The sequence below is a fragment of the Variovorax palleresanus genome (assembly GCF_051144945.1).
GTDB lineage: Bacteria > Pseudomonadota > Gammaproteobacteria > Burkholderiales > Burkholderiaceae_C > Variovorax > Variovorax paradoxus_S.
Map to the genome: position 1 here is coordinate 1586456 of NZ_JBJNVP010000002.1, position 12429 is coordinate 1598884.

The 12429-nt window shown below is 65.1% G+C and carries 10 protein-coding genes; 5 read left to right on the top strand and 5 right to left on the bottom strand.

Going from position 1 to position 12429, the window contains the following annotated elements; genetic code table 11:
* Window positions 1-31: 31 nt before the first annotated feature.
* The 5 genes from ubiE to serA all read right to left on the bottom strand — a co-directional run bounded on the left by ubiE (window position 32) and on the right by serA (window position 7105).
* Window positions 32-763: a bifunctional demethylmenaquinone methyltransferase/2-methoxy-6-polyprenyl-1,4-benzoquinol methylase UbiE gene (gene ubiE, locus ACJ7Z0_RS11235; RefSeq protein WP_431128230.1), complete on the bottom strand. Its 732-nt coding sequence runs from the start codon at window positions 761-763 to the stop codon at window positions 32-34.
* Between the two features lie 154 nt (window positions 764-917).
* Window positions 918-1331, bottom strand: a complete 414-nt coding sequence (locus ACJ7Z0_RS11240) for a gamma-butyrobetaine hydroxylase family protein (RefSeq protein ID WP_434789915.1) — start codon at window positions 1329-1331, stop codon at window positions 918-920.
* The gene (locus ACJ7Z0_RS11245; protein ID WP_434789916.1) at window positions 1331-1789 is read right to left on the bottom strand and encodes an HIT family protein; all 459 of its coding nucleotides are present in this window, start codon (window positions 1787-1789) and stop codon (window positions 1331-1333) included. The genes ACJ7Z0_RS11240 and ACJ7Z0_RS11245 overlap by 1 nt, the downstream gene beginning before the upstream one ends.
* 2 nt (window positions 1790-1791) lie before the next feature.
* Entirely contained in the window at window positions 1792-5670 is a 3879-nt protein-coding gene (locus tag ACJ7Z0_RS11250; RefSeq protein ID WP_434789917.1) for a DUF3683 domain-containing protein, read from the bottom strand.
* A gap of 202 nt (window positions 5671-5872) precedes the next feature.
* Window positions 5873-7105 carry a phosphoglycerate dehydrogenase gene (gene serA / locus ACJ7Z0_RS11255; protein ID WP_434789918.1) on the bottom strand — a complete coding sequence of 411 codons (1233 nt, stop codon included), beginning with the start codon at window positions 7103-7105 and terminating at the stop codon, window positions 5873-5875.
* 225 nt (window positions 7106-7330) lie between these two features.
* Here serA and ugpB point away from each other — a divergent pair, with 225 nt between their 5' ends.
* The 5 genes from ugpB (at window position 7331) to ugpQ (ending at window position 12408) form a co-directional block, all read left to right on the top strand.
* On the top strand, window positions 7331-8644 hold the full coding sequence (gene ugpB, locus ACJ7Z0_RS11260) for a sn-glycerol-3-phosphate ABC transporter substrate-binding protein UgpB (RefSeq protein WP_434789919.1): 1314 nt from the start codon (window positions 7331-7333) through the stop codon (window positions 8642-8644).
* 94 nt (window positions 8645-8738) lie between these two features.
* Window positions 8739-9620 carry a sn-glycerol-3-phosphate ABC transporter permease UgpA gene (gene ugpA / locus ACJ7Z0_RS11265; protein ID WP_434789920.1) on the top strand — a complete coding sequence of 294 codons (882 nt, stop codon included), beginning with the start codon at window positions 8739-8741 and terminating at the stop codon, window positions 9618-9620.
* 45 nt (window positions 9621-9665) lie between these two features.
* The gene (gene ugpE, locus ACJ7Z0_RS11270; RefSeq protein ID WP_434789921.1) at window positions 9666-10514 is read left to right on the top strand and encodes a sn-glycerol-3-phosphate ABC transporter permease UgpE; all 849 of its coding nucleotides are present in this window, start codon (window positions 9666-9668) and stop codon (window positions 10512-10514) included.
* Between the two features lie 136 nt (window positions 10515-10650).
* A complete protein-coding gene (gene ugpC, locus ACJ7Z0_RS11275) occupies window positions 10651-11658 on the top strand; it encodes a sn-glycerol-3-phosphate ABC transporter ATP-binding protein UgpC (RefSeq protein WP_431128209.1) in 1008 nt (335 codons plus the stop codon).
* Between the two features lie 3 nt (window positions 11659-11661).
* Entirely contained in the window at window positions 11662-12408 is a 747-nt protein-coding gene (gene ugpQ / locus ACJ7Z0_RS11280; RefSeq protein ID WP_434789922.1) for a glycerophosphodiester phosphodiesterase, read from the top strand.
* The last annotated feature ends 21 nt before the right edge of the window (window positions 12409-12429 follow it).

Below are 12429 nucleotides of genomic sequence, written 5' to 3' on the forward strand. Positions count from 1 at the left end.
GTCTCCTCTTTTGAGCGAAGAATTCGCGTCATCAACACTTGATTCCAACATGAAGGGCGACCACGCCACCCGTCATGTTGTGATAGTCCACATGCCCGAAACCGCCCTCTTTCATGAGGGTCTTGAGTTCATCCTGCGCGGGGTGCATCCGGATGGATTCGGCCAGGTAGCGATAGCTCGCATCGTCGCCCGCCACCAGCTTGCCCAGGCGCGGAAGAACGCTGAACGAATACCAGTCGTAGGCCTTGGCAAGCGGCTTGGCAACCTTCGAGAACTCGAGCACCAGGAGCTTGCCGCGCGGCTTGAGCACGCGGTTCATTTCCTTCAAGGCAAGGTCCTTGTGCGTCATGTTGCGAAGGCCGAACGCCACGGTCACCACGTCGAAATGGTCGCTCGGGAACGGCAGCTTTTCTGCGTCGCACACCAGCGTGGGCAGCGCCACGCCGGCGTCGAGCAGGCGGTCGCGGCCGGTGCGCAGCATGGCTTCGTTGATGTCGGTGTGCACCACCTGGCCGCTGGCGCCGACCTTCTTGGAGAAGGCCAGCGCGAGGTCGCCGGTGCCTCCCGCAATGTCGAGCACGCGCGAACCTTCGCCCACGTTGGCCACCATCACGGTGTAGGCCTTCCAGGCGCGGTGCAGCCCCATCGACATCAGGTCGTTCATGAGGTCGTAACGCGTCGCCACGGAATCGAAGACGCCGCGGACGCGCTGCGCTTTCTCGCTTTCGTCGACCTTTTCGAAGCCGAAGTGGGTGGTGCTCATGGGACTGATATTAGGGCGGAAGCTCACACCTCAAGAACGCGACCCTCCGAAGACGGCGGGCTTTTGTTGCTTTTTCTTCAAATAGCGGGGCGCCGAAGGACGCGCCGCGTCTGTTGCGAGGCAATGCTTCAGGAGCGGACGCGTTCGCGCCGGGTCAGTGGCTGCCGCAGGCGGCACCGCCCTTGTCGAGCATCGGCGCATCGCGGTCGACGCCCGCCGCGGCGAGCCGGCGTTCGTACTCGGCCCAGAGCTCGGCCTCTTTGGCGCCGAGTTCATACAGCAGGTCCCACGAGAAGATGCCGGTGTCGTGACCATCGCTGAAGACGGGCTGCACGGCATAGTTGCCCACCGGCTTCAGGTCGACCAGTTCGACGTCGCGCTTGCCGGTCTGCAAGATTTCCTGCCCCGGACCATGCCCCTGCACTTCCGCGGACGGCGAGTAGATGCGCATGAGCTCGAACGGAATGCGGAAGGTGGCACCGTCGGAAAACCCGACCTCGAGCACGCGCGACTGGCCGTGCACGGTAATCGATTGCGGCGTCGGTGCGCCGGCTTGCAAACCTGCCATCAGAAGCTCCTTGTGCCCAGTCGGGCCATCATCGCACGCTCCAATTCGGGCAGGCGCGCGGCCACGGCAGCCAGTTGGGAAGCATTCGCCTCGCGCTGCACCGGAGCCCAGACCGAACCGGGAAAATGGGTGTCGTCGGCAAAACGCGCAATCACGTGCCAATGCAGGTGCGGCACCATGTTGCCGAGCGCCGCGAGGTTGATCTTGGCCGGCGACAGATGCTCGCGCAGGCACTGCTCGACCACCGTCACGGCCTCCATGCACAGCGCGCGGTCGGCGGCATCGAGATCCGAAAACTCCGCCGCATGCTCGCGCCAGATCACGCGGTAGAAGGCCGGAAAGCCCGCCTCTTCGGCATGGATGACGCGAAGCTTCGCGCCTTCGAACACGATGCGACCCCCGGGGCCTTCGCAGAACGGACAGCCGGGAACCGGGCCGCCGCCGATCGTGGAGGCCATGGTCATACCAGCACCCGCTCGATCCCGCCCTGGTTGGCAGCGGCCACGTATTCGGGCATCCAGTCCTTGCCGAGAATCTTGTTGGCCATCTCGACCACGATGTAGTCGGCTTCGAGCAGGCCGTTGTTCAGGTCATTGCCGTAGCGCGAGAGGCCTTGCAGGCAGCTCGGGCAGCTGGTCAGGATCTTCACGTTGTCCTTTTCGCCGACCTGGCCGTTCGCGCGCAACGCGGCCTCGCCCTTCTTGAGCTCTTCTTCCTTGCGGAACCGGATCTGCGTCGAGATGTCGGGCCGCGACACGCCCAGCGTGCCCGACTCGCCGCAGCAGCGGTCGTTCTTGAGCACGTTGTCGCCGACCAGCGCCTTCACGGTCTTCATCGGATCCTGCAGCTTCATCGGACTGTGGCAGGGGTCGTGGTACAGGTAGCCGCCACCGCCCGCATCGGCCAGCGTGATGCCCTTTTCGAGCAGGTACTCGTGGATGTCGATGATGCGGCAGCCGGGAAAGATCTTGTCGAACTGGTAGCCCTGCAGCTGGTCGTAGCAGGTGCCGCAGCTCACCACCACCGTTTTGATGTCCAGGTAGTTCAGCGTGTTGGCCACGCGGTGGAAGAGCACGCGGTTGTCGGTGATCATCTTCTCGGCCTTGTCGAACTGGCCGCTGCCGCGCTGCGGGTAGCCGCAGCACAGGTATCCGGGCGGCAGCACCGTCTGCACGCCGGCATGCCAGAGCATGGCCTGCGTGGCGAGGCCCACCTGCGAGAACAGCCGCTCCGAGCCGCAGCCCGGAAAGTAGAACACCGCTTCGGTCTCCGACGTGGTGGCCTTCGGGTCGCGGATGATCGGCACGTAGTCGGCATCCTCGATGTCGAGCAGCGCGCGCGCCGTCTGCTTCGGCAGGTTGCCCGGCATCTTCTTGTTGATGAAGTGGATCACCTGCTCCTTGATCGGGGCCGGGCCGAGCGTGGCCGGCGGCGCAGCGGTCTGCTTCTTGGCCAGGCCGCGCAGCAGGTCGTTGGCCAGGCGCTGTGCCTTGAAGCCGATGCCCACCATGCCCGCGCGCACTGCCTTGATGGTCTGCGGGTTGGTCGCGTTGAGAAAGAACATGGCGGCCGCATTGCCGGGGCGGAAGCTCTTCTGCCCCATCTTGCGCAGCAGGTTGCGCATGTTCATCGACACGTCGCCGAAGTCGATCTTCACCGGGCACGGCGTGAGGCACTTGTGGCACACGGTGCAGTGGTCGGCCACGTCCTCGAACTCTTCCCAGTGCTTGATGCTGATGCCGCGCCGGGTCTGCTCTTCATACAGGAAGGCCTCGACCAGCAGCGAGGTTGCCAGGATCTTGTTGCGCGGGCTGTACAGCAGGTTGGCGCGCGGCACGTGGGTGGCGCACACTGGCTTGCACTTGCCGCAGCGCAGGCAGTCCTTCACGCTGTCGGCAATGGCGCCGATGTCGCTCTGCTGCATGATCAGCGACTCGTGCCCCATGAGGCCGAAGCTCGGCGTGTAGGCGTTGGTCAGGTCGGCATGCAGCTCGACGTTTTCGCCGGCGGGCGGGCGCACCAGCTTGCCCTTGTTGAAGCGGCCTTCGGGGTCGACGCGCTGCTTGTAGTCCATGAAGGGCTTCAGCTCTTCGTCGCTCAGGAACTCGAGCTTGGTAATGCCGATGCCGTGCTCGCCCGAAATCACGCCGTCAAGGCTGCGCGCCAGCGCCATGATGCGCACCACCGCGGCATGCGCGGTCTGCAGCATGTCGTAGTTGTCGCTGTTGACGGGAATGTTGGTGTGCACGTTGCCGTCGCCGGCATGCATGTGCAGCGCCACCCACACGCGGCCCTTGAGCACCTGCTTGTGAATGGCGGTGCACTCGGCCAGGATCGGCGCGAACTCGGCCCCGCTGAAGATCTCCTGCAGCGGCTGGCGCAGCTGGGTCTTCCAGCTGGCGCGCAAGGTGTGGTCCTGCAGCTGCGGAAACAGCGTGTCGACGTCGCGCAGCCATTCGGCCCAGAGCGCACGCACGCTCTGCACCAGCGCCACGGCCTGCGCCACGCGGTCTTCGAGCAGCTCGGCCGCGGGAATTTCGTGCGCATCGTCGGTCTTGCCGAGCGGCAGGTTGCCGCGCAGCAGAAAGGCCTCGAGGGCGTCGGTGAGTTCCAGCTTGTTTTGCAGCGAGAGCTCGATGTTGATGCGCTCGATGCCGTCGCTGTACTCAGCCATGCGCGGCAGCGGAATGACCACGTCTTCGTTGATCTTGAAGGCGTTGGTGTGCTTGCTGATGGCCGCCGTGCGCTTGCGGTCGAGCCAGAATTTCTTGCGCGCCTCGGGGCTGATGGCAATGAAGCCTTCGCCGCTGCGCGAATTGGCGATGCGCACCACTTCCGACGTGACGCGCGCCACGGCATCGGCATCGTCGCCCGCGATGTCGCCGAACAGCACCATCTTCGGCAGGCCGCCGTGCTTCTTCGACTTGGTGGCGTAGCCCACGGCCTTGAGGTAGCGGTCGTCCAGATGCTCCAGGCCCGCCAGCAGCACGCCGGAGCGCTTCTGCTCGGCGAACATGAAGTCCTTGATCTCGACGATGCTCGGCACCGCATCCTTGGCGTTGCCGAAGAACTCCAGGCAGACGGTGCGCGTGTGCGCCGGCATGCGGTGCACCACCCAGCGGCAGCTGGTGATGAGGCCGTCGCAGCCCTCTTTCTGGATGCCCGGCAGGCCGGAGAGGAACTTGTCGGTCACGTCCTTGCCGAGGCCTTCCTTGCGGAAGGTGCGGCCGGGGATCTCGAGGCGCTCTGTGCGCAGTTTGGTCTTGCCGTCGGCGGCGTAATACTGCAGATCGAACACGGCGCTTTCGGCGTCGTGGATCTTGCCGAGGTTGTGGCCGATGCGCGTGACTTCGAGCCATTCGGCCTGCGGCGTCACCATGCGCCACGAAGCCAGGTTGTCGAGCGCCGTGCCCCAGAGCACGGCCTTCTTGCCGCCCGCGTTCATCGCCACGTTGCCGCCGACGCATGAGGCCTCGGCGGAGGTCGGGTCGACCGCGAACACATAGCCCGCGCGCTCGGCGGCGTCGGCCACGCGCTGCGTGACTACGCCCGCCTCGGTCCAGACGGTGGCCACGGGTGCATCAAGGCCTGGAAGCGAGACCATCTCGACCTCGGTCATGGCCTCGAGCTTCTCGGTGTTGATGACCACGCTCTTCCACGTGAGCGGAATGGCGCCGCCGGTGTAGCCGGTGCCGCCGCCGCGCGGAATGATGGTGAGCCCCAGTTCGATGCAGCCCTTGACCAGCAGGGCCATCTCGGCCTCGGTGTCGGGGCACAGCACCACGAAGGGATATTCCACGCGCCAGTCGGTGGCGTCGGTCACGTGGGACACGCGCGAGAGGCCGTCGAACTTGATGTTGTCCTTGGCCGTGAGGCGACCCAGCACGCGCGTGGCCTTGCGGCGTAGAGCCGCCACGTCGCGAAAAGCAGTATCGAAGGCGGCAACGGCCTGGCCGACGAGCCCCGTGAGTTCGCCCACGAGCTGGTCGCGCGGCAGGTCGCTGTCGGGGGTGCGGCGCTTCTGCACTTCGCCCAGCCGGTGCTTCAGGGCGTCGACCAACTGCCCGCGGCGGCGTGGGTTGTCGAGCAGGTCGTCGACGAGGTAAGGGTTGCGCTGGACCACCCAGATGTCGCCGAGCACCTCGTAGAGCATGCGGGCCGACCGGCCGGTGCGGCGCTCGGCGCGCAGGGTCTGGAGCAGTTCCCAGCCGCGCTCGCCCAACAGGCGGATCACGATCTCGCGATCGGAAAAGCTGGTGTAGTTATAGGGGATCTCGCGCAGTCGTACAGGCTCTGCGGCCTGCGACAACAGCGTGGTCAACGCGGTCGGAGCATTCATCGGGGGTGGCACCTCGGCCAGGCGCTGCGCGCCCATCTAGCCGGGGGTGGGATTTTAGGGCAGGGACCGGGGTCTTGCCTTGGGCTGCCGCTGTACCCCTGTTGGGAGGCGTCGGGCACGCGGTATGGCGCGGGGGTTGAGGCCGTCTGCCCTCACCCCAACCCTCTCCCAGAGGGAGAGGGAGCAAGACCGGAACTAGGCCTCAGAACAGCACGCGGCTGCGGATGGTTCCGTTCACCTTGGCCAGTTTCTCCAGGGCCAGGTCGGAATAGGCCGCGTCGATGTCCGTCACCACGTAGCCGATCTTCTCGTTGGTCTGCAGGAACTGCGAGGAGATGTTGATGTTGTTGTCCGAGAAGATCCTGTTGATCTCCGACAACACGCCCGGCACGTTGCGGTGGATGTGCAGCAGCCGGTGCTTGCCAGGGTGGGCCGGCAGCGCCACCTCGGGAAAGTTGACCGAGGAGGTCGAGGTGCCGTTGTCGCTGTACTTCACCAGCTTTTCCGCCACCTCGAGGCCGATGTTGGCCTGCGCCTCCATCGTCGAGCCACCGATGTGAGGCGTGAGGATGACATTGTCGAGCCCGCGCAACGGCGACTGGAACTCGTCCTTGTTGGTTCGCGGCTCGACCGGGAAGACGTCGATCGCGGCGCCCAGCAGCTTGTTCTGCTTCAGCGCCTGGGCCAGTGGCTCGATCTCGACGACCGTGCCGCGCGAGGCGTTGATCAGGATCGAACCCGGCTTCATGGCGGCGATTTCCGCCGCGCCGATCATCCATTGCGTGGCCTGCGTCTCGGGCACGTGCAGGGTCACGATGTCGCTCTGGGCCAGCAGCTGGTGCAGTTCGCGCACCTGGCGCGCATTGCCCAGTGGCAGCTTGGTCACCACGTCATAGAAGGCCACGTTCATGCCCAGGGCCTCGGCCAGCACCGACAACTGGGCGCCGATGGAGCCGTAGCCCACGATGCCCAGCGTCTTGCCGCGGATCTCGAATGCGTTCTCGGCCGACTTGAGCCAGCCGCCGCGGTGCGCCACCGCGCTCTTTTCAGGCACGCCGCGCAGCAGCAGGATGGCTTCGGCCAGCACCAGCTCGGCCACCGAGCGGGTGTTGGAATAAGGCGCGTTGAACACCGCCACCCCGTGCTCGCGCGCGGCCTCCAAATCGACCTGGTTGGTGCCGATGCAGAAGCACCCTGCCGCCACCAGCTTCTGGGCGGCCGCAAAGACCTCGGCCGTCAATTGCGTGCGCGAACGGATGCCCAGGAAGTGGACGTCGGCGATCTTGGCCTTGAGCTCCGCATCGGGCAGCGCACCCGGCAGCGACTCGATGTTGGTGTAGCCCGCGGCGCGCAGCACCTCCACGGCCGAAGGGTGGATGCCCTCCAGCAAAAGGAACTTGATCCGGCTTTTTTCGAGGGAGGTTTTGCTGCTCATGACGTACTCGCGGAAGCCCCGGCCGCGGCAACAGGCTAGGCCGAAAAAGGCGAATGCGATGCTAGCATGCTGCGGCGCAACATGAAGACCCGCGCCCTGCCGGAAGCCTTGCGCCAAAGGGGTTTTCCCGATTGGAAGATGACAGAGGTCCGTGCGCCAATGTGACGCGGATGTGTCATCCACATGGCCTAGCATCCGCGCTTTCATTTCCCATCAGGAGTCTTCATGCGATTCAAGACGCTCGCGCTGGCATCGGCGCTGGCCGCCACCACGCTGTTCAATGTGGCCCACGCCCAGACCGAAATCCAGTGGTGGCATTCCATGAGCGGCCCGCTCGGCGAATGGGTCAACGACCTCGCCAAGCAGTACAACGCCAGCCAGAAGGACTTCAAGGTCGTGGCGACCTACAAGGGCCAGTACGACGAATCGATGACCGCCGCCATCGCGGCCTACCGTGCCGGCAATGCCCCGGACATCCTGCAGGTGTTCGAGGTCGGCACCGCCACCATGATGGCCTCCAAGGGCGCGATCAAGCCTGTGGGCGAGGTGATGAATTCGGGCGGCGCCAAGTTCGACCCCAGCGTGTACGTGCCCGCCGTGTCGGGCTACTACACCGCGCCCAATGGCCAGATGCTGAGCTTCCCGTTCAACAGCTCGACGACCATCTTCTATTACAACAAGGACGCCTTCAAGGCGGCCGGCCTGGACCCCGAGAAGGCGCCCACCACCTGGCCCGAAGTGATCGCCGCGGCCGACAAGCTCAAGGCCAGCGGCCACAAATGCCCCTTCACCACCAGCTGGATGAGCTGGACCCAGCTCGAGAGCTTCTCGGCCTGGCACAACACGCTCTATGCGACGCAGAACAACGGCTTTGGCGGCACCTCGGCGCGCTTGGCCTTCAACTCGCCGCTGCAGGTGAAGCACTTCGAGAACCTGGCCAAGATGTCGAAGGACGGCACCTTCGTCTACAAGGGCCGCAACAACACGGCCGACGCCGCCTTCCCCTCGGGCGAATGCGCGATGATGACCGGCTCCTCGGGCCTGTACGCGCGCGTGGCCAAGGACGCCAAGTTCAAGTACGGCATCTCCACCCTGCCCTACTACCCCGACGTGAAGGGCGCCCCGCAGAACACCGTGATCGGCGGCGCCAGCCTCTGGGTCATGTCCGGCAAGCCGGCCGACCACTACAAGGGCGTGGCCAGCTTCTTCACCTTCTTGTCCGACACCAAGGTGCAGTCCGACAGCCACAAGCGCACGGGCTACCTGCCCATCACCACGGCGGCCTACAAGCTGACCGATGCTTCGGGCTTCTACAAGGACAACCCAGGCACCGACGTGGCCGTGACGCAGATGATCCGCAAGACCACCGACAAGTCGCGCGGCGTGCGCCTGGGCAGCTTCGTGCAGATCCGAACCATCATCGACGAGGAAACCGAGCAGATCTGGAACGGCAAGCGCACCGCCAAGGAAGCCCTCGATGCCGCCGTCAAGCGCGGTAACGAGCAGCTGGAGCGCTTCGAGAAAGCAAACAAAGGCTGAAGCTCCGGTCGGCTCTGCGCCGAAGTAGACTCGCCCGCCCGCCACTGCAAAAGCCGTGGGCGGGCGTTTCGTTTTTTGAGGGATTCGAGGGGCTATGGAAAAACGCGTTCTATTCCGATCGGCATGGCTGCCATGGCTGCTGATCGCGCCGCAGATGGCGGTGATCCTGGTGTTCTTCTTCTGGCCCGCCAGCCAGGCGATCTGGCAGTCGATGCAGACCGAGGACGCCTTCGGCACCTCCACCGTCTTCGTGGGCCTGGAGAACTTCAAGAACCTGTTCGATGACCCGGCCTACATCGAGTCGTTCCAGGTCACCGCACTGTTCTCCGTGCTGGTGGCCGGCATCGGCATCTCGATATCGCTCCTCCTGGCGATCTTCGCCGACCGCATCCTGCGCGGTTCGTTGTTCTACAAGACCTTCCTGATCATTCCGTACGCGGTGGCGCCGGCAATCGCAGGCGTGCTGTGGGTGTTCATGTTCTCGCCCAGCATCGGCGTGGTGAGCTACGGCTTGCGCCAGATGGGCATGGACTGGAACCACCTGCTCAATTCCAATCAGGCGCTGTCGCTGATCGTCGTGGCCGCGATCTGGAAGCAGATCTCCTACAACTTCCTGTTCTTCCTGGCCGGGCTGCAGTCCATTCCCAAGGCACTGATCGAGGCCGCCGCCATCGACGGCGCCGGTCCGCTGCGTCGCTTTCTGACCATCCAGTTCCCGCTGCTGTCGCCCACCACCTTTTTCCTGCTGGTGATCAACGTGGTGTACGCCTTCTTCGACACCTTCGCGATCGTGCATGCCACGACCGAAGGCGGGCCGGGCCGAGACACCGCGATCCTGGTCTACAAGGTCTGGCACGACGGCTTCCGGGCTCTCGACCTGGGCGGCTCGGCCGCGCAGTCGGTGGTGCTGATGGTGATCGTCGTCGTACTCACGGTGATCCAGTTCCGCTACGTCGAAAAGAAGGTCCAGTACTGATGGCGCATCCTTTCCCTTCTGCATTCTTTCTCCGGAGCAACCGCCATGATTGAACGCCGGCCCGGCCTCACCGTCCTGTCGCACGTGGTGCTGCTCCTGGGCATCGCCATCGTGGCCTTTCCCATCTACCTGGCCTTCGTCGCCTCGACCCACACACGCGACGAGATCCTGCGTGTGCCCATGCCGCTTGTGCCCGGTGCGCACATGGTCGAGAACTACACCGCGGCCCTCCTTGGCACCGAGACGCAGGGCGCGCGCGTGGTGGTGGGCCGCATGATGTGGATCAGCCTGGTCACCGCGCTGGTCATCAGCATCGGCAAGATCGCGATCTCGCTGCTCTCGGCCTTTGCCATCGTGTATTTCCGCTTTCCGTTCAAGAAGATCGTGTTCTGGATGATCTTCGTGACGCTGATGCTGCCGGTGGAGGTGCGCATCCTGCCCACCTACAAGGTGCTGGCCGACCTGAACATGCTCAACACCTACGCGGGCCTGACCATCCCGCTGATCGCGTCGGCCACGGCGACCTTCCTGTTCCGGCAGTTCTTTCTCTCGGTGCCCGACGAGCTGGTCGAGGCCGCGCGAATAGACGGCGCGGGGCCGATGCGCTTCTTCAAGGACATCCTGATACCGCTGTCGCAGACTTCGATCGCTGCGCTCTTCGTGATCCAGTTCATCTACGGCTGGAACCAGTACCTCTGGCCGCTCCTGGCCACCACCAGCGAGGACATGTACCCGGTGGTCATCGGCATCAAGCGCATGATCGCCTCGGGCGACGCCGCGGTCGACTGGAACCTCGTGATGGCCACCGCCATGCTGGCGCTGATACCGCCGGCCATCGTTGTGGTGCTGATGCAGCGCTGGTTCGTCAAGGGCCTGGTCGACACGGAGAAATGAGCCCACCCCCGAAGCGGCTCACTTCGTGTAGCCGCCTCCCCCTCGAGGGGGCAACACCGGCGGCCCGGCAGAGCCGGTTCCGCGGTGTTTCCCGGCTTGGGGCGCCAGCCACAACCTGATATTTAAAACCGACAACATGTCAGCCATTTCCTTTCGCAACGTCATCAAGCGCTACGGCAAGGGTGCCAAGGCCAACCAGGTCATCCACGGCGTCTCGGCCGAGGTGAACAAGGGCGAATTCGTCGTCATCGTCGGGCCCTCGGGCTGCGGCAAGTCCACGCTGCTGCGCATGGTGGCCGGCCTGGAAGACATTTCGGCCGGTGACATCGCCATTGGCGGGCGCGTGGTGAACCTGCTCGAACCTTCCGAGCGCGACATCGCCATGGTGTTCCAGAACTACGCGCTCTATCCGCACATGAGCGTGTTCAAGAACATGGCCTATGGCCTGAAGATCGCCAAACTGCCCACCGACGAGATCAAGACTCGCGTCGACAAGGCGGCCAAGATCCTCGAACTGGGCCACCTGCTCGAGCGCAAGCCGCGCGAGCTTTCGGGCGGCCAGCGCCAGCGCGTGGCCATGGGCCGCGCCATCGTTCGGCAGCCGCAGGTGTTCCTGTTCGACGAACCGCTGTCCAACCTGGACGCCAAGCTGCGAGCGCAGACCCGCCTGGAGATCCAGAAGCTGCACCGCGAGCTCGGCATCACCTCGCTGTTCGTCACGCACGACCAGGTCGAGGCCATGACGCTGGCGCAGCGCATCATCGTCATGAACGGCGGCGTGATGGACCAGTTCGCAACGCCCGAAGAGGTCTACAACCGGCCCGCCACCACCTTCGTAGCCAGCTTCATCGGCTCGCCGCCGATGAACCTGCTGCGCCATGCGCCTGGCGTGCGGCCCGGCCAGATCCTCGGCATTCGCCCCGAGCACATGAAGCTCGACGAAAGCGGCTGGTCCGTGCAGGTCGAGTCGGTCGAGCTGCTGGGCGCCGAGCGGCTGGTGTATGGGCGCATCGGCGAAGAGCAGATCATCATGCGCACCGACGAAAGCGACCACCCGCCAGTCGCGGGGGACACGGTAAAAATTGCGGCGCGCCAGGACAAGCTGCACTGGTTCGACGCCGGTTCCGGCAAACGGGCAGACTGAACGATGCCAGCGCTGCAGCCCTGGCCCTACCCTCGCTGGATCGCGCACCGCGGCGCCGGCAAGCTGGCGCCCGAGAACACGCTGGCCGCTTTCCGGCTCGGTGCCTCGCACGGCTACCGCATGTTCGAGTGCGATGCCAAGCTCAGCGCCGACGGCGTGCCTTTTCTCATGCACGATGCCACGCTCGACCGCACCACCAACGGCCATGGCACGGGCGGCGCGCAACCCTGGAGCGCGCTCGCGCAGCTCGACGCCGGTGGATGGCATTCGCGCGCCTTCGCGGGCGAGCCGCTCGCCACGCTCGAGAACCTGGCGCGCTTCTGCCTTGCCAACGGCCATCTGCTCAACATCGAGATCAAGCCCACGCCGGGTACCGAGCGCGAAACGGGCGAAGCGGTGGCACGGCTCGCGGCCCAGCTTTGGCAGGGCGCAGCCATTCCTCCGCTGCTCACTTCCTTCCAGGCCGAATCGCTGGCGGGAGCGAAGGCGGTCCAGCCCGAGCTGCCGCGCGGGCTCCTGCTCGACACGCTCCGGGAGGGCTGGCTTGCCCTTGCAACCGACCTCGACTGCGCCGCCATCGTCTGCAACCACGCACTCTGGGACGCCGCCACGGTGGCGCAAGTGCACGACGCAGGCCTGCGCGCGCTGAGCTACACCGTCAACGATGAATGGGCCGCCGAGCGGCTGATCGAACTCGGTACCGACGGCATCATCACCGACCGCGTCGACCTCTTCAGTCCCGCCGCTTGACCGCTGCCGGCCGCAGCGGCT